The following is a 22,321-nucleotide window of genomic DNA, read 5'->3' on the forward strand; positions in this document are numbered from 1 at the left end:
CGGGCTCAGGCAATGGGCTTTACCGAGGCAAGGCAAACGCCACGACGTAGTCCCCTTTTTTCGTCGTCGAGGAATTGCCACCGGCACTGATGACCACGAACTGGCGGCCGCCTGCCGGCGACACGTAGGTCATCGGCACGGTCTCCGCGCCCACCGGCAAACGCTCCTTCCAGAGCTCGCGGCCAGTACGCACATCCAGGGCGCGAAAGTAGTTGTCCTGCGCAGCAGCCATGAAGATCAGGCCGGAAGAAGTCGTGATCGGGCCACCTCGCGTCGGCATGCCGATCGGCATGGGCAGCCGCGTGGCGATGCCCAAAGGCCCCGTTTCCTCGGTGGTGCCCAGCGGCATCGACCAGACGAGCTGGCGCGTGCTCAGGTCGATCGCGTTGATCGTGCCGTACGGAGGCTCCTGGCAGGGAACGCCCAGTGGCGACAGGAACCGCCGCTGTTCGATGCCCCATGGCGTGCCGCGCTGCGGCGCGCCGCCCGTATGCCCACCGTCAGCGCTGGCCTTGGCGTCGTAAGCGGCGCGGGGAACCAGCCGGTTCAGGACGGCCACACGGGTGTCGTTGAGGATGAGATACCCGAGGTTCTCGGCGATGGAACTCGAACCCCATGTCGTGCCACCCATCCAGCCCGGATACTGAATCGTCCATTGCTCACTCGGCGGTGTGAATTCGCCTTCGTAGCGCGCCTTGCGAAAGTCGATGCGGCACATCAACTGGTCCAGCGGCGTCAGGCCCCACATACGCCGTTCACTCAGCGGCTCCGTACCGATGGACGGCATACTTGTTGAGTACGGTTGCATAGCGGCCAACCGCTCGCCGGCGACGCCACCTTGCGGCACGGGCCGCTCCACCACTTCGGCGATGGGCGTGCCGTCGCGCCGGTCAAGCATGAATATCTGTCCGCGCTTGGTGGTCTGGATCAGCGCCGGCGTGGTTCCACCTTTGCCGTCCGGCACGTCGTAGAGCGCGGGCTGCGATGGCACGTCGTAGTCCCAGAGATCGTGGCGTACGGTCTGGAAGCGCCAGCGTTCGCGACCCGTTGCGACGTCCAATGCCACGATCGACGAGGAGTAGCGATCATCCGCCTGCGTGCGATGTCCGCCCCAGAAGTCCGGGGTGGCATTGCCGGTGGGCAGATACACGAGACCGAGCGCTTCGTCGAAGGCCGGCGTGGACCAGACGTTCGGTGTGCCGGGCGTGTAGCTCTCGCCTTCGGGCGGCAAGCCGGTGATGGCCGGATTGCCCAGGTCCCAGGCCCACGCCAGCGCACCGGTGCGCACATCGAAGGCCCGGACGACGCCCGACGGTTCGCCCAGCTCCTGGTTGTCCCAGATGAGGCCGCCAACGATCACGAGGTTGCGCGTCACCGTCGGCGCCGCGGTCGGGAAGTAGAACTCCGGCTTGCCCTTGTCCATGCCGACGCGCAGATTCACCGTGCCGTTGTCGCCGAAGTCCGCGCAGGGCTGGCCGGTCATCGCATCCACCGCAACGATGCGGGCATCGACGGTCGTGGCAATGATCCGGCGCGTGCAAGCTGCCATCGGCTGCTCGCCGGCAGGCGCAGTCGCTGCGGTGCCGTTCGCCGTGACGTCGTGGTAGCCCACACCCCGGCAGCGGGGGAAGATGCTCTTGCCGGTCTTCGGATCGAAGGTCCAGCGCTCCTTGCCGGTGTCCGCATCGAGCGCGAACAGCCGACTCGACTGCGTGCAGCCGTACAGCATGCCGTTCACATGCAGCGGCGTGACGACGTGCGTCTGGCTGCCGCTCGTCGGAGTCTCGCCTGTCCGATAGGTCCAGGCGACCTGCAGGCCGGCGACGTTTTCGGGGGTGATCTGGTCCAGCGGCGCATGGCGCGTACCGGATGGCGTGCGTCCCCAATGTCGCCAGTCTCCACCTGCCGCAGTCGCGACGGCCCGGCCGGGAACTGGTGCGGGTGCACCGTCCGCCGTCTGGACCGGATGCGGCTGCAAGGCGGTGTAGAGCGTGGCTCCCAAGCCCACGGCGATCAAGCCAGCCAACACGTAGCCCGGCCGTCGGGATGCCGCATGTTCATCGCCGCGCAAGGCAGGCATGAGCAGGAGCAAAAGGAGCGCAATTGCGGCCAGCGCAAAAAGGCGCGAGAACAGGGGCCAGAAAGCGAATCCCGAGTCCCACACCGCCCAGACTGCCGTAGCCGCAAGGAATACCAGATAGATCACAGTGCCCAGCGGGCGCCGCAGCACGGTAAGGATGCCTGCGACGACGCCCCCGATTCCGGCCAGCGAAAAGTACCAGGAGCCGCCGAGCGTGATGAGGCGAATCCCGCCCACGAGCATGAAGAGCCCGAAGGCCACGATTAACAGGCCGAGCGCGATCAGCGCGATGCCTCTAGGTCCAAGTGTTTTCGCTTTGGAGCGGCTTGGGGCGTTGGATTCTTCGAGCATGCGGCGTATCTCCTGATGTGAATTGCACGGCGCGCATGACTGCCGCCATCGGACTGAAAAGTGACGGACGAAGGTTCGCTGGCAGGGGAAGAACGACGGTCCACGGGGCGCGGTCAGCGCATGATTAGTCCGCCGTCCACCGAGATGGATTGCCCGGTCACGTAGCTGGCGGCGGAACTGCACAGCCACAGCACGACGTCGGCGACCTCCTCTGCCCGGCCATGCCGATGCATGGGAATGCCAGGAAGCATGGCGTCGAGGGCCTCCTTCTGGCCAGCGGCGACCATCTGGTCCGCCATCGGCGTCCAGATCAGGCCCGGGCACACGGCATTGACCCGGATGTTCCGCGTGGCGTATTCCAGGGCCGCGCTTTTGGTCAGGCCGAGAACGCCGTGCTTGGCGGCGTGATAGGTGCCACGTTCGGCACCCCCGACCAAGCCGCCCAGCGAGGAGCAGTTGACGATGGCGCCGTTGCCCTGCTGCCGCATGTGCTGCAACTCGTACTTCATGCAGCCCCAGATTCCTCGCAGGTTGACCGAGTTCACGCGGTCGAAGTCATCGGGGCTGGCATCGGCGGTCTCCGCGAGTGCGTTCTGGATGCCGGCGTTATTGAATGCCACATCCAGGCGGTCAAACGCGGAAACGGTTTCCTTGACCATGGCCTCGACTTCGCCCAGATCGGCCACGTCGCAGCGAATGCCAATGGCTTTGAATCCAGCGGCCACCAACTCATCGGCGGCGGCGCGTGCACCGTCACCGTTCACGTCCGCCAACGCAACGGATGCACCCGCCTGCGCGAAGGCCTTGGCGGTTGCCAGCCCGATGCCCGAGGCCGCGCCCGTCACGAGTGCTACCTGGTTCTCGAAGGAGATTTTCATGATTTCATTTGGGTAAAAAATTCTGGATGGCGATGACCCAGCTCCCGGACGTCATCTGTCCCTGGAGCTTTGCCGGTGGGTCTCGGGCCTATGAAGCTGAAGGCGTCACAACCTGCACACCAGGCTGGCGTATGCGATACACCTTGGCGGCGGTGCCATGGAACAGTGCGGCCTTCTCATCGCCCGAGGCCGAGCGAACGATATGCTTCAGCGCGTTCCACAGGGGGACGAAGCCAGCGGATCGGCCGTCCGGCGGATAGTTGCTTTCCATCAGGCAGCGGCTGGCGCCGAAGGCCTCGACGGTGGTTTCCACGTAGGGGCGCCAAGCCGCCGCCAGCTCTCGGTACCCGATGGGATCCTTGCGTTCCTCGAACCGGAAGCCCCAAAAGGGCATGCCCAGCCCGCCCACCTTGCAGTGGATGTTCGGACGCCGGCCGGCTTCGATCATCAGCCTGCGGTATTCGCGGAACACCTGTTCCCGCGCCGTTGCATCCAGTTCCATCGCCATCGCATGCCCGCAATGGTTCAGCACGATGGTGGTGTCGGGAAAGGCATCCGCCAGTTCGATCACTTCCGGCAATTGGTGATGGAAGACCGCTGCGTCGAAGCTCAAGCCGCGCTTGGCGAGATGAGCGAAGGCCGGGCGGAAGCCTGGGCTCTTCATCACACCGCTTGGCGGCCGATTCGGAATGAAGCGGTAGGGCGCCTCCGATGGATCCTCGATCGTGACCTGACGAACGCCGCGGAACCGATCGGGCGCGCGCTCCATCGCCCGGTCCAGCAGTTCGGCCACCTGATCCCCCAGCCGCAGATCGGCGTGCCCCACGATGGCGGCGCAGGCCCGGCAGCCGTAGCGGCTGCTGTCGCACATCGCGCCGATCCCATTGGCGAACTCGATCTCTCCCAGCGGGCGTAGCACTGCGGGGCCATCGGTTCGAGCGAAGGCCAAGGTCTCGACGTACACCGAAGCGATCACCCGATGGCCGGCTCGCGTGTCAGCCAGGTAGTCGTCGATCATGTAGCGCAGGCCGGGCCGGTCGACCAGGTGCTGGTGCGCGTCGATGATCAGGAGGTTCGGCTCCAGAATGGGTTCGTCGCGTCCCACCTGCATCTGACGATAGTCGTCGGACGAAAGCGTTTGGGCGCGCGTTTCGGAAAAGGCCACGGGGGTGGCGAGCGCGAGCGCGAGCAGGTTTCGGCGATTCATTTCATCCCCTTGGCGACAGTCGGAGCAATCGGTCCTTCGAGGGGCCTGCCCCTCTCGGCGACCGATTGGTCGTGATCAGGTAAAGGTCGCGCCCGACCGGCAGTACGCCCCGGATGCGGTCGCTGGAGCTGAACACGAGCTTGAGCGCCTTGGCGCCTTCGTCCACAACGAACAGTCCACGCGCACCGAGCGCCGCAACCAGCAGTTCGTTGCCGGCAAACGCGGCTCCCGCCGGCGCCCAAGTACTGCGGCCGGACTCGATCCAGGCCGGCTCCATGCCATTGCGCCGCTCGGCGCCTTCGGCGAGGGGCCAGCCGTAGTTCGCGCCCGGCCTGATCCGGTTGATCTCGTCGTGACCGGACTCGCCGTGCTCGACCACGAACAATTCGCCAGCCGGATTCCACGCCATGCCCTGCGGATTGCGATGGCCGGAAGAATAGATCAGGGAGTCGGGGCTGTCCTGCGGCGCCCGTCCGTCCGGTGTCATACGCAGTACCTTGCCCGCCAGGCTGTTCCGGTCCTGCGGCCGCTCACGGTTGGCCGTCCAGCCGGTGGCCACATACAAGTGCCCGTCAGGCCCGATGGCAACGGCCCCGCCGTTGTAGAGCCGGTGGCCGGGAATCCCCGCCAGCAGCACGCGGACTTCGCGCCAGGCGTTGCCGTCGAATCGCGCCTGGATGACCTTGTTGGTGAGCCCCGCATCGGAGCGGTACGAGTGATAGAAGTAGGCAACGCCGCTTTGCGCAAAGTCACGGGACAGCGCCATGCCGAGCAGGCCCGCGCCACCTTCGTCCACGATGGGGTCGGAGGTCTCGAGCACGTAGCGCCGCTGCCGCCCGCTCTCGATCACAACGATGTTGCCGGCCTTTTCGGTCAGCAGGAATCGATCCCCGGCGCGCGCGATGTCCCACGGATAGTCGAGGTCGTCGCTCACCACCTGCATGGACCAGTCGCGGGGCGTGGTGTCCTGAATGCGCGCGGTGCCGTGGTTGAGCGTGACCTTCGGCGAACCGATGACGCTGGCGCCGTTAGTGGGGTTTGCGGATTGCGCGAACGCCGGCATTGCAAACAGGATCGCGGCGGAGATCAAGGAATTTCTCGAGATCGACATTTCGTTTCCTTGGGTACGGTCGGGGCGCGCCGAGCGCTCTCGATGGCCTTGGTCGTAGCTTGCAAGGCTCGGCCCGCTCAGCGAACGCCTGCACTCCTTTGCTGCAGATGCACTTTAGATTGCGCGTCCCGACTGGAGTAGTCAGCAGAATTCGCATACCCCCATAAGCCATGCTCATGAATCGGCTCCTCGAATTCCATCCGGCTTCAGCTGAAGCCAGTAACATCAATGCTGCCCTATTGGGGATTCATCAATGTCACGTGACAGCTTCAGCGACTTGCTAGCCTTCATCGCCGTTGCACGTGCACGCAGCTTTACGCGCGCGGCGGCCAGGCTGCGGGTCACACAGCCAGCCTTGAGCCACACCGTCCGAGCATTGGAGGAAAGGCTGGGCGTTCCCCTTCTCATGCGCAGCACGCGGGGCGTGTCGCCGACCGAGGCGGGCCAACGTTTGCTGGATCGTCTGGCGCCTGAGTTCGACGAGATCGAAGCGGAGATCCAGTCGCTCAGTGAGCTTCGGGACGAGCCCATGGGAACGATCCGGATCACCGCCATCGATTACGCCATCCGGAGCACTCTGTGGCCCAAGCTGTCGAAGTTCCTCCCGAAATATCCCTGCATCAAGGTCGAGCTGATCAACGAGTATGAGAGCGTCGATATCGCGGCGCGCGGCTACGACGCGGGTGTGCGTTTCGGCCAGGAGTTGGCGCAGGACATGATTTCAGTGCGGATCGGCCCTGATGTTCGCAACATGGTCGTGGGGGCGAAGTCCTACTTCGCGGGGCGGCCAACGCCAAGAGCGCCACGCGATCTCACCGAGCACGTCTGCATCAATCTGCGCACCTCCACCTATGGGAGCCTCTACGAATGGGAGTTCGTCAAGGGCAAGCGCACGACGAATGCGCGGGTGGATGGAACGGTCACCTTCAACAATGCCTACGACATTTTCGAGGCGGCCAAGGCCGGCTTCGGTCTCGCCTACCTGCCGGAGGATATGGTGCGGCCTCAGCTGTTGAAGGGACAACTCATCTCCGTGCTGGAGGACTGGTGCCCGGTGTGGCCGGGGTTTCACCTCTACTATCCCAATAGACGCCAGCCTTCGCGTGCGATGACCCTGCTGGTCGAAGCTCTGCGTTACAGAGCCTAGCTTCGGAGCAGCTTGCATGTCTGGTGAGAGCTTTCGCGACATCCTGGCCTTTCTTGCCGTTGCGCGCGAGCGAAGCTTTACCCGCGCGGCAGTTCAACTGGGCGTTTCCCAGTCCGCACTCAGCCACACCGTTCGCACATTGGAAACGAGGCTGGGTCTGCGTCTGCTGACGCGCACGACCCGCAGTGTGTCGCCGACGGAGGCAGGTGAGCGTCTTGTCCAGAGAGTGGCCCCTCGATTCGAGTCCATCACCGCGGAGTTGGCCGCATTCGACGAACTTCGCGACAAGCCCGCAGGGACCGTGCGCATCACAGCCTCGGACTTCGCGGCGAACACGATTCTCTGGCCCAAGCTCTCCGAGCTCCAATCGAAATATCCCGACGTCAAGATCGAGGTGGCGATCGAACCGGGACTGACCGACATCGTGGCGGAACGCTTTGATGCGGGGGTGCGTTTCGGCGACCAGATCGCCAAGGACATGACGGCAGTCCGGATTTCGCCGGACATCCGCATGGCAATCGTCGGTGCGCCGTCCTACCTGAAAAAGCATCCCCCGCCCGAGTCCCCGTCAGACCTGACCGCGCACGAGTGCATCAACATGCGCATCTCGATGCGCGACGGCGTGCAGGCATGGAAACTCAAGAAGGGCAAACGAAATCTGCAGGTCCGGGTTGAAGGTTCGTGGACATTCAACTGCATCTACCCGGTCGTGGAGGCGGCACTGTCCGGATGTGGCTTGGCATACATGCCGGAAGAACTGGCACGCCCCCATCTCAAGAGCGGTCGACTTCAAGCCGTGCTCAAGGACTGGTGCCCGACTTCCCCTGGGCTCCACATCTTCTTCGCCAGTCGGCGGCAATCGTCGTCCGCACTGTCGCTGATCGTCGAGGCACTGCGCCACCGGCGCTAGGACGACACCGGGCACCCGCATCGAGTTCCAACGGATTCAAGTTGCGCGAATGGCGGCCCATCCGCTTGAGCAGGCCACGCATCGCGGCGACTGGTGAGCCCCCAAAGTGAGCGCCTTCGTCAATTTCCTCTGCGAGCACTTCAGCTGACGCACGGATTCAACCCGCGTGTCTGGAGCGACACGCTTCGACGATGGTGGTCGACGCAGTGGCGGAACGACTGTCCAAGATACCGGGCCTGTAGGCGGGGGCGCAGCTAGCGAGCCGCATCGGTTCTGGTCTTCTGCCGAAGATCCTGGACATCGCGCGTAAGCGTCACCTCAGCACCCTCTTGACCGCGTCCGTGCGCTCAGACGTCGAAGACTTCGCGGAGCATGTGGAACGGCACTCGCCATGAATGCCCGTTGCCGGTGTCGAGGGTGGCGGTGCGCTAGTTGATGCGCACGATGATGCCCACCTGAGGCTGGAGATACTTGTCGTCGAACGAGACCTTCTCGCCGCAACGGAAGTCACCACGCGCGGGCATGTTCTGCGGTGGTGCGGGGCGCGCAGATGCCGTCGCTGTTGGGCGCGAAGGAGCTGCGGCCTCTATTGCCGCGTAGGGCAGCTTCCATTCACGCCGCGAGCCTTCCTCTTGCAAAGGTGACCTGCGTGTCCTTCATGGCGACTACCTTGCCATTGCGCATCTGACCGTCGCGCCAGTCGAGCAAGCGCACCGTCTCGCAGGCGGCCCGGCGGCACCGGCGGGCTGCGTTGGTCCTTCCGCCGGGCGCCACCGGGGCGGTGCTGTTCAGCGTGAAGGTGGACTGAGCGAAGTTGCAGCGGGGAGCGCGTTCGGCCCGCGCGCCTTCAATCCGTGGGTTGCGGCCCCGCCGCTGCCTCAGCACTCAGCCTCTCGCCGGCCAGCCAGATGTAGAGCTCGATGCGCTCGGACTCGCTCATCTTCTTGTGCCGGGCGGCCACTTCCTCGAACTTGACCAGCACCTCGCCCACGTTGGGATGCACATTCTTCGAGAGCTGCATCGGAACCTCCACCCACTTGGGCCCGGCACCGGTGGCCAGCCATCGCGGGTGGACCCGGAAATAGTCGGCGATGGCGAACAGGTGCGTCGACTCGATGCCCTTGTTTCGACCCGAAAGCCAGTTGGTGATTGCCGGACGCGTCACCCCGCAACGGCGGGCGAGGTCAGCCTGCCATCCGCGGCCGACGTCTGTCGTGAGTTCCTTCAGACGCTCGGTGAAAGCATTGCTCATCGCAGGCACCACGCGATCTGGCCGCAAGTCAGCGGCGCAGCGAAGAGGTGCAAAGAGCGCTGCGGCGTGGTCCGGATGGTGAAGGCCGCCGCCCACGCCTGTTTGCAAGGCGCTTGGGGCTTGCCGCATGGGGCGCGGCGATGCCGCGACAGAGGCGAGGGAAACGGGCGCGTCCTTGCGCGTCGGCAGAGCTGCTTCACCGGGTGAACAACACTGCCCGGGAAGGCGAAAGACGGATGGGACATGAAATCCAGAGTTGAAAAACGGTTTCATGACGCTCCCCCGGCCAGGCTCTGCGTCCATTGGCTGCGTTGATGCAGGCATGCATTTTTTCATGAAAACAGTTATTTTTCATCATCAGTTAGGGACATTCGCGATGAATTGATCGGGCAAGCGACACTCGGCCTGCATCCGGGCGACGCGATGGACCGGCAAGGCCTTCTTCGCCGAGTGCGCCTAAAGGCAAGGCGACAGGAATGAAGGCGCCTCCGCTAGTCGTTCTTGTGCTGGCAAGGCGGCTACCTCTTCGCGAAACGGCGCCGCGCATCTCTTTTGACCTTGGCGGCCTCGATCTCTCGTTCGGAATGGAGCTGATGCTTGCCGCAGTTGTCGCAGCGATAGAGGCGCAGCCATGGCAGCATTCGCATCCACGTGCTGCGGCGCGTGCGCTTGAGATGATCGATACCGCATGGGCAGGCGGAAAACAGGATGTGCATAGAGAGGGATCCAGATTTCATGGGCCCCCTTGCCAAGCTCTATGGCTTATCGGCAGATGTAATGCTGTGCAGCATTCTTTCAGCGGAGTGTGACATCGGTCCTCCCATATTCAGGGCATTTGTAAAGCCTGGTTTCTAAATTTGGAGCCTCGGGGGTGCGGATAGAAACTTGGACTGGTTTTATGTCGCAAGTCCAAGACTCTCTGGGTATTCGATGGGACTGAGAGAGCCAACAGAGATCTTGATCCACTTCTCGTTGTACCAACGGATGTAGCAATCCAACTTCTTGATGAACTGCTCGATCGTGGTGGCCTTCCGGTCCCGAGGTAGGACAGTTCCGTTTTCAGCCGGCCGAAGAAGCACGACCTTTACGCGGACATCAGGGATGTGATCGCGCATTTGCCAATGCACTAGCGGCCGAACACGGCGCGAAGATTGTTGTGAAAGCCCTCGTACGACAGCACCACCGTACCGGGCTTCTCTTTCGGTGTTTCCTCGATGTTCAGCGTGATGCCCATGGGCACCGCATTGCGCGCGGCTTCCATGTGGTCCTTGAGCACAGCCATCAGCTGGTCGCCGGTGTCTTTGACCACAGACGCGCCTCGCCCTTCGAAGATGCGCAGATTCAGATACATGAACCCATAGTTGCCCTTGCCGTCGCCGACCGCATAGTGGGTGGCGGGATAGGTCATCACGCGGGTCCCGCCTTCGGGGAACACTTGCTGATCCTGCGCATCGCGGATGGACAACAGGGTCTCGAGTAGGCGGACGCACAGCTCCTGGAAATCGGCCTTGATGTTGGGCGTGTGTTGAATGACGAGATGAGGCATGGGTTCTCCTTGTGTTGCCTGAATTCAGTGGCTCTGCGAAGCACTGTGCATGGTGTCGGCGATTTTTTCCGCCGCCATCAGTGTCGGAAAGTTGGTGTTGGCGCAGGGCACCACGGGGAACATGGAGGCGTCGACGACGCGCAGCCCGTGCACGCCCTTGACCCTTCCCTGAGGATCCAGCACGGCCAAAGGATCGTCCTCGCTGCCCATCCGACAGGAGCAGGAGGCATGCCAGACGCCAATGGCCTCTTTGCGGACAAAGGCTTCCAGTGCTTCATCGTTGCGCATGAGCTGCTCGAAAGTGAAGCCGTCGACCACATGGTTATCGATCATGTAGCGGCGCAGTGGCGCGGGTCCATCCAGCAGCGCGGCTCCGACCGTTGTAAGGATGCGGTTCTTCAACGTGATCTGGCTGATGTTGCGCACCCGCTCCGAGAACGCACTGGGAAACGGCTTGTCGGTCATCGCGCGCATCGGACCGCTCGCCTGCAGGCCTGCGGCCTTGCGAAAGCCATCCATCAGGCGCTGCAGGTCACGTCGGTCAGACAGCAGGTTGAAGGCCACGCTGGGCTCGGCCATCGGGTCGCGCGAGGCCAGTCGCACCTGCCCCGTCTCGGAGTAGGTCTTGTTGACGAAAAGAAGCATCGAAGCGATGCGTTCGCCAACCGCATGCCAAGCCGATTTGCTCAGGGCCGCGCAGAACATGTCGCCGGTCGGTACGCCGGAGAGTCCTGAGGAATAGCGCAACGCGACCTGGAAATGGCGCCGCGTCAGACCATTCATCCGCGCGGCAGGCCGGCAGAAGGAAGACAGTCCGATCGACGGGTGATCCATCAAGCCACGGCCTACGCCCTCGCTGCGCGCCCGCACGGGAATCCCCATCTGCTGCAGGTGATCCACAGGCCCGATGCCGGCGCGCAGCAGGTGCGCAGGCGTGTGAATGGCACCGCAAGACAAGATGACCTCGTGCCCGTGGAACTCCTGTTCCCGTCCATCGACCAGGGCCTTCACGCCGACACATCGCGTGCCGTCAAAAAGCAACTGCGTCACATGCGTGCGGGTCAGGACTTTCAAGTTGGGACGTCTGCGGACATCGGCATCCAGATAGCCCATGGCAGCCGAAACGCGGCGCTCATCCTGGTTGTTGAAGGCCACCGGAAAATAGCCCTCGACGAACTCGCCGTTCTGGTCGGGCAGGTAGGGGTAGCCGGCATCCCTGCAGGCATCGGCGAAGGCATTCGACAGCCCCGTCCACTGCGCACGCGGGACGCGGCTAACCGGTATGCGGCCCTCTTTGCCGTGCAGGGGGCCGTCGCAATCCAGATCGCGCTCCACCTTGCGGAAGTACGGAAGCACATCGCTCCATCCCCAACCCGCAGCGCCACGAGCCTCCCACTCGCCGTAGTCGGTAGGAGCGCCGCGATTGAACAACTGGCCGTTGATGGCGGAGCCACCGCCGAGTACGCGCGCTTGTGTGTACTTGCGCAGCGGCGCCCGGTTGGCCGCGTCCGCGCCGGGCCAGGGCGCTTGAGTCGTCACACGCAGATCCGGCCAGTCGAAGTGCGGGTTGAAGAACAGCCGGCCCGCGTAGCTGTCCAGCAGCTCAGGCGGTTCGCGGCCCGGCGGCGTGTCGACGCCAGCTTCGAGCAACAGGACTTCATGGGTGCCGCGGGCCGAAAGCCGATTGGCCAGCACGGAGCCCGCCGAACCGCCACCGACAATGACAGTGCCGTACACCGGACTCATTCCAGCTTGATGTTCGCAGCCCGCACCACCTCGCCCCACTTGCGGTATTCATCCGCATAGAGCTTCCCGAACTCGGCGGTGGTCCCGGTGAGTGTGGTCATGCCAAGTTCCGCCACCTTCGCCTTGTACTCGGGCCGGGCCGTCGCCCGATTGAACGCATCGGCGAGCGCCGTGGTGATGGCCGTCGAGGTGCCGGGAGGCGCCAGCACGCCGATCCACGCTTCGCCGACGACATTCAAGCCTTGCTCCTTCAGCGTGGGGACGTCCGGGAGCACGGCCACCCGCTGTGCCGAGCTCACACCGTAGAACTTCAATTTGGAACGGTACTGCGTGGCGCCACCAACAGCCACCAGCATGATGTCGACCTGGCTGCCCATGAGCGCCTGGAGGGCGGGCGCCATGCCGGTGTAGGGCACATGCAGCAGGTTGTCGGCCTTCGCAGCCTGGGAGACAGCCACGGCCATCATCTGCGGTCCGGAACCGGTGCCGGCGCTCGCATAGCTGACGCTCTGCTTTTTCATCAGGGCCAGCAGCTCCTGCAGGTTGGCTGCTGGCAGATCGGGCCGGCCGAGCAGCACGTAGCCCGTCGACGCCAGGGGGGAGACTGGCACGAACTTCATCGCGTCCACCTTGCCCTTCACCAGGTGCGGATAGATCGAGTTCGCGTCCGTGATGCCCAGCAGCAGCGTGGTGCCGTCGGCGGGCGCGCCATAGACGTATCCGGCGCCGATCGAGCCCGTCGCCCCCGGCTTGTTCTCCACGATCACCGGTTGACCCAGCCGTTCGCCCACGCTGACGCTGATGAAGCGCGCAAGAATGTCGGAGGATCCGCCCGGCGGAAAGGGAATGACGATCTTGACGGGCGCGGACGGCTGCCAGGCCGGTTTCTCTTGCGCCTGAGCCTGTGTCTTCCCCATCGCCAGAATGCCCGCCCCGACAAGCGCGGCAAGCACCTGCCGGCGCGGCAGTCCTGCATTGAAGCTGTGAGCCATGTTGTGTCTCCTGATGTTGATACCGTTCCCGCGAAGGGCTGTCCTCAGTCCCCAAAGCGGCCCATCGAACTCGGCAACCCGTCCAGAACCACTACCTTGGTTTCCAGATAGGCGCGCAGCCCTTCCGCACCGCCCTCGCGTCCGATACCCGATTGCTTGAATCCGCCGAACGCGATGCTTCCCTCGTTGCGCATGCCGTTGTGGCCGACCGTGCCGGCACGGATGCGGCGCGCCGCCGCATAGGCGCGATCGATGTCGTTGGTGAAGACGGAGGCGTTCAGGCCGTAGATGGTGTCGTTGGCGACGTCCAGCGCCTGCTCGTCGCTGTCGACCGGGATCACCGCCAGCACGGGGCCGAAGATCTCTTCACGCGCGATGGTGTGGGTGTTCTCGACGTGCCCGAACACGGTCGGCTCGACATAGAAGCCGCGATCCAGATGGGCCGGACGGCCGCCGCCTGTCGCCAGCGTCGCGCCCTCGGCCTTCCCTTTGCGGATGTAGTCTTCCACGCGCTCACGGTGGCGATGCATGGCCAGCGGACCCATCTGGGTGGCGGGGTCGAAAGGATCGCCAACCTTGACCTGGCGGAAGTTCTCGCTCAGCGCCTCGACCAGCGCATCATGGCGCGTGCGGCTCACGATGATGCGAGTCAGCGACGCGCACACCTGGCCGGTAAGGAAGATCGCGCGTGATGCGATGTTCTGCGCCGCAGTTGCAACGTCGTAGTCGTCCAGCACGATGGCCGGGGACTTGCCGCCCAGTTCCAGAGTGCAGCGCGCGATGCGCTCGCCGCAGATGGACGCGATGCGCCGGCCAGCCGCGGTGGAGCCGGTGAAGGCAACCTTGTCCACCCCCTGATGTCGCACCAGCCACTCCGAGACTTCTCGATCGGCTGTGAGGACGTTCACCACACCGGGCGGCAAGCCTGCCGCTTCGCAGGCCTCGGCCAGGATGTAGGCCGCGCCGGGCGCTTCTGGCGAAACCTTCACGATGACCGTGCAGCCTGCGATCAGCGCAGGGCCGACCTTGCTGGAAATGGCACCCGGCGCTGCGTTCCAGGGAACGATGGCGGCCACCACGCCGACCGGTTCGCGCACCAGCAGCGCCACCTCGCCCCCCGACCTGGGCTTGTGACGTTCGTGGAAGGGAAAGGTCTCGGCCATCGCGGCATAGGACAGGTAGTCGTTGCTGATGCCGGCGCAGCGCGTCTTGGTGAATCCGTGCAACGCGCCCGCCTCCGTGGTCCAGATGCGCGCGTGCGGTTCGGCGAGCTTGTCCAACTCCGCTGCCATGGCGCGTATGCAGTGTGCACGCTCGCCATGCGTCATGCGTGGCCAGGGGCCTTGATCGAAAGCCTTGCGGGCTGCAGCAACCGCGCGGTCGACATCGGCTTGCTGGGCCTCTGCCACGGTGAGAAACAATTCCTCGGTGGCGGAGTTGGTCACCTGAATGGTCTTCGTGCTGGAAGGCTCCGTCCAGCGGCCATCGATAAAGAACTTGTCCGGGTGCCGGACGGGGACATCTGCGTGCATTGCTGTCTCTTTCCTTGGTAGATTTATTTCGCCAGCGCGACCGGCTGGTGCGGGATTGCGGGGCGCGGCGAGTCCCCGTGCAGGATCCGGACAAGCCCATTCACGGCGGGCTGCGCCTCCAGGTTCCTGACGAGCCGCTCAAGTTCATCCACGTTCCGCTGTGACAGCGACTTGGTCGCGAGGCGCCGGTACTTCGCGGCCATCTGCTCGTCGCTCATGGGCTTTTGCCAACTGCCGAGGAAGTGATCGATGACCTTGTGGATCACGCGCCCGTTCTTCAGGACCACCTCGACATCGGCGCCCCGCGCGAACGATCGCCCCCTCTGCTCGCGCGACTCGTCGCGAACGCAGTCGACGCGCCTGGCGAAATCAAGCAGGTCGGGACGGCCCATGTTTTCTTCCACCATCTGGTCGACGAAGACCTCGCCGTCAATCAGCTTCATCGCGATGCAGAAGCCCAGGTGCATCTGTGCGGCGGTGAGGCCGACAGGCTCGTAGGGCAACCACCACGAGTGCTTGACCGCGTCGTCGGTCATCTTCACCGTGATGCGCTCCACGTCCTGCGCCTTCAAGCCTTCTTCCATCAAGTCCTCGATGGCGTCCATGGTCGACAGGTTGGTGCCTACGCATGCATGCCGCTTGATCGAGATGCGCATGGTTTCCCAACGCGAACCCAGCCCGTCGGTCAGCTCGGAGAGATTGAACTGGTCCGTACTCTGGGTGAAGGTGGTGCAAAAGCCGCCGTACTCTTCCTCGAACACATCCGCGATGCCCGTAAAGCCTTCGGCGGCCAGCAGCGCTGCATACAGACCGCTCTGCGCGGCCTTGGCCGACAGCATGCGTTTCACCATGGAGCCGAATTGCGTCGCGAGGATGCCGCCCGCCTGCGGCCCTGCAATGCCGAGGGCCTGGAAAATCTGTTCGCTGTCGAGTCCCAGCACGCGGCCGGCCGCCACAGCCGCCGGAAATGCGCCGAAGAGGCCCGGCGTGTGCCAGCCCTTGGCCAGCATCCGGTTCCCGTTCATGCACAGGCCCACGCGCGGGCCCACTTCGAAGCCGGCGATGATGGCCGTCAACAGCGTCTCGCCATCGACCTTGTCGGGCCCGATCAGCTCGGCCGCAGCGAACACGACCGGCAGCACCACAGCACAGCTGTGAATCGATGCAGGGTTGGCATCGTCCAGCTCGAAACCCTGGATCATCGTGCCATTCATCAGCGCCGCGCTGGTGGCGGAAGCGGTCTTGCCCCCGCCCCAAATGGAGGTCGATCCGCCCTGCGGCTCGAGGCGCTGGACCACATCCCCCAGCATCTGAGTCCACTTCAGGTGCGCACCGAAGAGGCCACAACCAAGACCGTCGAGGACGATGGATTTCGCGCGAGCCACCACTTCGGGTGGTACATCCGAAAGCTGAAGGCCGGCTGCGAATTCGGCAAGCTGGCGCGTGTGTGAAGGCATGGGTTCTTTCGCTCTTTGAGTGGTCTGAATTTTGGAATGCCGCACGCGTGCTCAGAGTGGCATTTGGTGCCCTCCAGGGTCACTTGCCGTTACCGCCCCGCTGGCGCGCACCGAAAGAAGTGATGGCTGGAGGGCCTGGAGTACCTGCCTTGGGTCGGCGCTGCAGGTTGCCTTCAGTGATGCGCGAGTTCCGGGGCGCACTGCGTTGCCGCAACGGGCAGAAGTTCAGGCCGCGCGGCGTCGGCCAGCAGCATGTCGGCGCACCGCTCGCCGATCATCATGGCGGGGATGCTGGTGTTGCCCGAGATGATCATGGGCATGATGGAGCAGTCGGCGATTCGCAGGCCTGCGATACCGTGCACCCGCAGGTTCGGATCGACAACGGCCATCGGGTCCTGGCCCATCTTGCAGGTGCCCACCGGGTGGTACGTGGTGTTGCCGGCTCGCCGGATGAAAGCGAGGATGTCCTCGTCCGACTGCACGTGTGCGCCCGGCTGCAGCTCTTCCGCAATGACATCCGCCAGCGGCGCAACTGCGGCGATCTCTCGCGCGCGGCGCACGGCCATCACCGCGGTGCGCCTGTCTTTTTCCGTCGCCAGGAAGCCATAGTGGATCGCCGGATCCGCCAAGGGGTCCGCCGATTGGATGTGAGAACTGCCCGCGCTTTCGGGGCGCTGCACCTGGGCGAAAACGAAAAATCCGTTGACCGGCGACATCAGGCGCTTCTTGTTTCTGACCTCGATCATGAAAGGATTCACCAGCAAGGCGATGTCGGCCTGCTCGATGCCGTCGTGTGAACGGGTGAACACGCGCAGCGTCGCGAGGCCCTGCGAGATGAACCCCTTGCGCGTGAAGACATAGGACAACACTTCGCGCACCAGTCCCCAGCCGCGACCCCGGTCGCACAGCGAGAGACCTTTGCGGTTGAACCTCCACTGCAACGACGGGCCGAAGTGGTCCCGCAGGTTTTCCCCGACGCCGGGCAGCGCATGGACCACTGGAATGCCGCTGCGGCCAAGAATCGCCGGGTTGCCGATGCCCGAGAGCTCCAGGAGCTGCGGCGTACCGATGGCGCCGGCGCTCAGGATCACCTCTCGCCGAGCGCGAACCTCTTCGACGGCGCCATTGCGGCGGTAACGCGCCCCCACGCAGCGCTTGCCGTCGAAGATCAGCGCGGTGACGTGCGCGCCCTGGCGGATGGTGAGGTTGGGCCGCTGGCGCGCGGGCTCCAAGTACTGTGTCGCCGTGCTCTGGCGCAGGCCTTTCCAGACGTTGATCTGTGCCATCGCCACGCCATGCTGGGTGGGTCCGCTGTAGTCCGGATTGACCGGCAGTCCCATGGCCTGCGCGGACTGGATGAAGAGGTCGTAGAAAGGAGATGTCTTGCTGGCCGCCGTCACTTTCATCGGACCATGACGCCCCCGGAACTCGTCCGCTCCGATGTCGGTGCTTTCAAGCTTCTTGAAGTAGGGAAGCACGTCCTTGTACGACCAGCCGGTGCAGCCCATGCGTTCCCACGCGTCGTAGTCGAGGCGCTGCCCACGATTGAAGATCAGGCCGTTGATGGCACTGGAGCCGCCGAGGATCTTGCCGCGCGCCACATACACGCGCCTTCCGCCGAGCTCTGCGTTGGGTTGCGCAAACTGGCACCAGTTCACCTCGGGAGACTCAATCATCATCCCGCCGCCCACCGGGGGACGGGTCCAGATGTAGCCGGCGCCCCGGGTGCCGGCTTCAAGGCACAGGACCTTGTACTTTCCGTTTTCGCTCAGTCGAGCCGCCACCACACCACCGCCCGAACCGGAGCCGATGACGATGAAGTCGTACGCAGAGGGTGGCGTCGCTGGGGTGCTGTTTTCCATGGGTTGGGCCAGAAGGCTCACAGGAAGATCTGCACCGACTTTTCCTCGGTGTACGAGTAGAGCTCTTCGATGCCCCGCTCGCGGCCGATGCCGCTGTTCTTGTAGCCGCCGAAGGGCACGGCACGCACATGAGAGTTGACGCCGTTGACCCAGACGAATCCGGACTGCACGCGCTTTGCAGTGCGCAAGGCCTGGGTGATGTCGCTGGTCCAGACCGCGGCAGTCAGGCCGTACTCCACCGCGTTGGCCATGGCGATGACCTCCTCCACGTCCGACCAGCGCAGGATGGACAGCACCGGGCCGAAGATCTCTTCGCGAGCAACGCGCATCTGCGGTGTGACATCCGCGAAGACGGTGGGCTGCAGCCAATGGCCTTTCTCGAAGGACTTGCCGGCCGGACGCTCGCCACCGGCGACCAGGCGCGCCCCCTCCGAGGTCGCCGACGCCACGAATTGCTGGACGCGTTCGAGGTGGGCGCGCGTATTGAGGGCCCCCATCTGGGTAGACCAATCGAACGGATCACCGACGCGCAGCGCCTTGTACCTCTCGGTGACTGCCTTCACCACGTCATCGTAGATGGCGTCATGCACGAACAGGCGGCTGGTAGAGCCGCAGGACTGCCCTTGCAGCCCCAGGTTCATGCCGGCAACGGCAGCGGCGGCCACCTTTTCCACGGGCGCATCGGGGAAGACGATGAACGGGTTCTTGCCGCCCAGCTCCAGTGAGATGTTCTTCACCGCCACCTCGGCGGCCGAACGCTGGATCGCCATGCCCGTGTGCACCGATCCGATGAAGGACAGGCGCTTGACGCGCGGGTGGCGCACAAGCGCATTGCCGGCGGAGCCATCGCCGGTGACGACGTTCAGCACGCCGGGTGGCAGCACTTCACGGGCGATCTCGCCCAGCCGTACGGCCGACAGCGGGCATTGGTCGGATGGCTTCAGCACCACCGTGTTGCCTGCGACCAGCGGCGAGGCCATGCCGTGGACTGCCATGGCGATGGGGTGGTTGAAGGCGATGATCCGGCCGACCACGCCATAGGGCTCGCGCAGGGTCAGATGCAACTTGTCCGTAGCCCCCGGGATCGTGTTGCCCTGCAGCTCGAAGCCCAGTCCGGCGTAGTAGCGCAGCCGCTCGACGCAGTTTGCCAGGTCCGGTTTCATGGAAGTGATGGCGTTGCCGCTGTCGGCCACCTCAAGCATCAGCAGCTCGTCTGCATGTCGGGTGAAGGCGTCGGCCAGCCGGTTCAGATAGTTCGAGCGCTCCTGCATCGGCAGCTGCGCCCATGACACCTGTGCCTTCTCTGCGGCGTCGACCGCCTGGTGAACGTCCGCCTCGGTCGCCTTTGGCACCTTGCCGATGTAGTCCTCGGTCGCGGGGTTGAAGCATTCGATCCAGGCGCCCCCGGAACTCTCGACGAGTTCGCCGCCGATCAACATGCGGCCGTTGACCGGTGACTCGCGAAAGGCTTGCGCAGCGGTTTCGGATGAGGTGGGGAGGTGTGCGTGAGTCATGCGGTCTCGGGCTTGCTTGGAATGCACGAATGGTCGACGCGGGCCCCGGCAGGGTCAAGACACATCTTGTGCGGATCACGGTAACCAGCGCTCACCGGCCCGGTAACGACCACTGACCCTGCGGGCACGAAACGCGACCGCCAACCACTCGTCGTCGCTCCAGAATTCAAGGAGTCGTCAACGAGTGATTTCCATGCCGTCATGCGCGTCCCTGATTTCCTTTTCGTCCCGATGCCATGGAACGTCGCCTGATGGGAGACTCGCAATGGCAGCCTGGGAGACGACGCGCGCACAGCCTTCGCGACCTGGGACTTGCTCAACCCTTGACCAGGGGGCAGCTGCTGACGCTGAGCGGCGCAAAGGCCTGGTCTCCCGAGATGGTGCTTCTGATTTTTGCGATGTCCCACTCGCCTTTGGATTCCGAGGGCGTCTTGACCTGTGCGAGGTACATGTCGTGCACCATGCGCCCGTCCTTTCGGATCACGCCGTTCCTGGCAAAGAAATCATTGACCGGTGTTTTTCGCATCTGGTCGAGCACGTCCTCGGGCTCATCCGTCTTGCGTGCTTCGGCAGACTTCAGGTAATGCATCGTCGCCGAGTACGCGCCGGCATGGATCATCGTCGGCATGCCCTTATGAATCGCGTGGAAGCGATGGGAGAACGCGCGCGTTTCCTCGTTCTGATCCCAGTAGAAGGCTGTGGTGTAGACCATGCCCTGCGCCGCCTTCAGGCCCAGCCCCTTGATGTCCGTGTCGAAGATCAGCAACGCAGCCAGGGTCTGCTTGGCGGTGATGGCGAACTCGTTGGCCTGACGTATGGCGTTCTGCGTGTCCTTGCCGGCGTTGGCCAAGCCGACAACCTTTGCGCCCGAGTTTTGGGCCTGCAGCAGGAACGAAGCAAAGTCCGATGCGTTCAGGGGATGCTTGGCCGCGCCGACAACCTTGCCACCCGTGGACTTCACAACCGCGGTCGTGTCGGCTTCGAGCGCATTGCCGAACGCATAGTCCGCCGTGATGAAGTACCAGCTGTCCCCCCCATCGCGCACGACAGCGCGACCGGTTCCAGTCGCCAGTGCATAGGTGTCGTAGACCCAATGGATGCCGTAGGCCGAGCACTCCTTGTTGGTCAGCGCGGTCGAGGCGGAGCCCGCGAAGATGATCGGCCTCTTCTTTTCCGCAGCGATCTTCTGCATGGCAATGGCGGCCGCGGAGTCCGTCGACTCGATGATCACATCGACCTTGTCGACGTCCAGCCACTCGCGGGCCTTAGAAGCTGCGATGTCGACCTTGTTCTGGTAGTCGGCCGAGACGATCTGAATCGGCTTGCCCTGCACCTTGCCTCCGAAGTCCTTGACGGCCATCTCGACCGCCCGAACCACCCCCATGCCTCCGTTGGCGGAGTACACGCCGCTCTTGTCCACGATGACGCCGATCTTCACGACATCGTTGGAAACCTGCGCGTGCGACGAAACGGCAGTGATCGCGCAGAGCAGCGCTGCTGCCAGGGTGACTGCCTGTGGTGATCTCATGTCTCTTCCTTTTGCCATGCCAGTGGGAACATCCACCGGGATGTCGTGCAATCCGCGTGCCACGGCGTCACGCATTGCCCCCAGTGCCGCACACCCGCACGGGTGTGTTTCGCACAAACACCTTTGTCCATGGCGTGGACGTTCCGGTCCATTCCAACAACGACTCAAGCGCCTGCGAAGTGGCTTGCAAGTTGCATCTGCACGCATACAAGGAGACATCGATGCCTAGTTTGAAAAGATTTCTCGCGGGCGCTGCCATGGCGCTCACGCTGTCCAGCGGCGCCATGGCAGCCGAAACTTTCCCCACCGCACCGGTGAAAGTCATCGTGCCCTACGGGGCGGGCGGCATCGGCGACGTCATGGCGCGCATCGTCGGCGAGAAGGCGGGCGCCGAACTCGGCCAGGCCGTTGTCATCGACAACCGCTCGGGCGGCAACGGGATCATCGGTGCCCAGGCCGCGGCCAAGTCGAAGGCGGACGGCTACACCCTGCTTCTCATGGCGACCGGGCACGTGATCCTGCCCAGCCTGCAGCAGATGCCGTACGACTGGACCCGGGACTTCACCCCGGTATTCGGCATCACGGCCACGCCGCTGGTCTTTGCCGTTCATTCCAGATCGAACATCCGGACCGTCGCCGATCTGGTGGCCACGGCGAATGCAACGCCCGCTGGACTGAACTACGCTTCAGGCGGAGCCGGCTCGGTCAGCCATTTGGCAGCCGCCCGCCTAGTGCGGGAACTCAAGATCAGCGGCACCCACGTGCCCTTCCGGGGATTCAATCCGGCGGTGCAGGCCCTGCTGGGCGATCAGGTCCACTTCATCTGCGCCACTGTGGCCGACGTCGTCGAGCTCACGAAGTCCGGCAACTTCCGCCTGCTGGGTGTCACCGCCGACAAACGCCATCCGCTGCTGCCGGACGTACCAACGATGAAGGAACAGGGCTTCGCGGATTTCGAGGCCGCATCCTGGAACGCCTACCTGGCACCCGTTGGCACGCCGCCCGAAACCGTGGCCCGCCTGAACGCCGCCTTCGCCAAGGCCGCTGCCGACGCCGGGGTGCAGGAGCGCCTGGGCAAGCTCGGCGTGAGCGTGATGGCAAAGAGCCGGGGCGAGCTGGACACGTTCCTGAAGGACGAAGCCGCGCGCTGGCGCAAGATCATCCGGGACAACGCCATCAAAGTGGAGAACTAGGCCTGTCGACACCAG

General features: G+C 64.1%; 17 protein-coding genes and 1 pseudogene. 3 read left to right on the top strand and 15 right to left on the bottom strand.

Annotation, left to right across the window (positions count from 1 at the left end):
• Positions 1–19: 19 nt before the first annotated feature.
• The 4 genes from NWF24_RS14805 to NWF24_RS14820 form a co-directional block, all read right to left on the bottom strand.
• Positions 20–2,431: a membrane-bound PQQ-dependent dehydrogenase, glucose/quinate/shikimate family gene (locus NWF24_RS14805; protein ID WP_258354821.1), complete on the bottom strand. Its 2,412-nt coding sequence runs from the start codon at positions 2,429–2,431 to the stop codon at positions 20–22.
• A gap of 113 nt (positions 2,432–2,544) precedes the next feature.
• A complete protein-coding gene (locus NWF24_RS14810) occupies positions 2,545–3,309 on the bottom strand; it encodes an SDR family NAD(P)-dependent oxidoreductase (protein WP_258354822.1) in 765 nt (254 codons plus the stop codon).
• An 88-nt stretch (positions 3,310–3,397) separates the two neighbouring features.
• Positions 3,398–4,516: an amidohydrolase family protein gene (locus tag NWF24_RS14815; RefSeq protein WP_258354823.1), complete on the bottom strand. Its 1,119-nt coding sequence runs from the start codon at positions 4,514–4,516 to the stop codon at positions 3,398–3,400.
• Position 4,517: 1 nt separating this feature from the next.
• Positions 4,518–5,627: a PQQ-dependent sugar dehydrogenase gene (locus tag NWF24_RS14820; protein ID WP_258354824.1), complete on the bottom strand. Its 1,110-nt coding sequence runs from the start codon at positions 5,625–5,627 to the stop codon at positions 4,518–4,520.
• Positions 5,628–5,880: 253 nt separating this feature from the next.
• Between NWF24_RS14820 and NWF24_RS14825 the strand changes: the two genes are divergently transcribed.
• Together NWF24_RS14825 and NWF24_RS14830 are read left to right on the top strand one after the other, a co-directional pair.
• A complete protein-coding gene (locus NWF24_RS14825; RefSeq protein WP_258354825.1) occupies positions 5,881–6,774 on the top strand; it encodes a LysR family transcriptional regulator in 894 nt (297 codons plus the stop codon).
• Between the two features lie 16 nt (positions 6,775–6,790).
• Positions 6,791–7,684 carry a LysR family transcriptional regulator gene (locus NWF24_RS14830; protein WP_258354826.1) on the top strand — a complete coding sequence of 298 codons (894 nt, stop codon included), beginning with the start codon at positions 6,791–6,793 and terminating at the stop codon, positions 7,682–7,684.
• An 847-nt stretch (positions 7,685–8,531) separates the two neighbouring features.
• Here NWF24_RS14830 and NWF24_RS14835 read toward each other — a convergent pair.
• The 11 genes and pseudogenes from NWF24_RS14835 to NWF24_RS14885 all read right to left on the bottom strand — a co-directional run bounded on the left by NWF24_RS14835 (position 8,532) and on the right by NWF24_RS14885 (position 21,113).
• Positions 8,532–9,209 carry a helix-turn-helix domain-containing protein gene (locus NWF24_RS14835; RefSeq protein WP_258354827.1) on the bottom strand — a complete coding sequence of 226 codons (678 nt, stop codon included), beginning with the start codon at positions 9,207–9,209 and terminating at the stop codon, positions 8,532–8,534.
• A gap of 245 nt (positions 9,210–9,454) precedes the next feature.
• Positions 9,455–9,652 carry a hypothetical protein gene (locus tag NWF24_RS14840; protein WP_258354828.1) on the bottom strand — a complete coding sequence of 66 codons (198 nt, stop codon included), beginning with the start codon at positions 9,650–9,652 and terminating at the stop codon, positions 9,455–9,457.
• 180 nt (positions 9,653–9,832) lie between these two features.
• Positions 9,833–10,011: pseudogene (locus tag NWF24_RS14845) on the bottom strand (IS3 family transposase); the annotation flags it as partial.
• A gap of 51 nt (positions 10,012–10,062) precedes the next feature.
• Positions 10,063–10,482 (bottom strand): 5-carboxymethyl-2-hydroxymuconate Delta-isomerase, encoded by a 420-nt coding sequence (locus tag NWF24_RS14850; RefSeq protein WP_258354829.1) that lies wholly within the window; start codon positions 10,480–10,482, stop codon positions 10,063–10,065.
• Between the two features lie 24 nt (positions 10,483–10,506).
• The gene (locus tag NWF24_RS14855; protein WP_258354830.1) at positions 10,507–12,219 is read right to left on the bottom strand and encodes a GMC family oxidoreductase; all 1,713 of its coding nucleotides are present in this window, start codon (positions 12,217–12,219) and stop codon (positions 10,507–10,509) included.
• A 5-nt stretch (positions 12,220–12,224) separates the two neighbouring features.
• Positions 12,225–13,220: a Bug family tripartite tricarboxylate transporter substrate binding protein gene (locus tag NWF24_RS14860; RefSeq protein WP_258354831.1), complete on the bottom strand. Its 996-nt coding sequence runs from the start codon at positions 13,218–13,220 to the stop codon at positions 12,225–12,227.
• 44 nt (positions 13,221–13,264) lie between these two features.
• Positions 13,265–14,752, bottom strand: a complete 1,488-nt coding sequence (locus NWF24_RS14865) for an aldehyde dehydrogenase (RefSeq protein ID WP_258354832.1) — start codon at positions 14,750–14,752, stop codon at positions 13,265–13,267.
• Positions 14,753–14,775: 23 nt separating this feature from the next.
• Positions 14,776–16,254, bottom strand: coding sequence for an MmgE/PrpD family protein (locus NWF24_RS14870; RefSeq protein WP_258354833.1), 1,479 nt, complete (start codon positions 16,252–16,254; stop codon positions 14,776–14,778).
• A 128-nt stretch (positions 16,255–16,382) separates the two neighbouring features.
• Positions 16,383–18,071 (bottom strand): GMC family oxidoreductase, encoded by a 1,689-nt coding sequence (locus tag NWF24_RS14875; RefSeq protein ID WP_258354834.1) that lies wholly within the window; start codon positions 18,069–18,071, stop codon positions 16,383–16,385.
• A 17-nt stretch (positions 18,072–18,088) separates the two neighbouring features.
• Positions 18,089–19,585, bottom strand: a complete 1,497-nt coding sequence (locus NWF24_RS14880; protein WP_258354835.1) for an aldehyde dehydrogenase family protein — start codon at positions 19,583–19,585, stop codon at positions 18,089–18,091.
• A 316-nt stretch (positions 19,586–19,901) separates the two neighbouring features.
• Positions 19,902–21,113 (bottom strand): ABC transporter substrate-binding protein, encoded by a 1,212-nt coding sequence (locus tag NWF24_RS14885; protein ID WP_258354836.1) that lies wholly within the window; start codon positions 21,111–21,113, stop codon positions 19,902–19,904.
• Positions 21,114–21,370: 257 nt separating this feature from the next.
• On the opposite strand from NWF24_RS14885, the gene NWF24_RS14890 reads away from it, so the two are divergent.
• Positions 21,371–22,306, top strand: a complete 936-nt coding sequence (locus NWF24_RS14890) for a Bug family tripartite tricarboxylate transporter substrate binding protein (protein WP_258354837.1) — start codon at positions 21,371–21,373, stop codon at positions 22,304–22,306.
• Positions 22,307–22,321 lie beyond the last annotated feature (15 nt).

The sequence above is a fragment of the Variovorax paradoxus genome, assembly GCF_024734665.1.
GTDB lineage: Bacteria > Pseudomonadota > Gammaproteobacteria > Burkholderiales > Burkholderiaceae_C > Variovorax.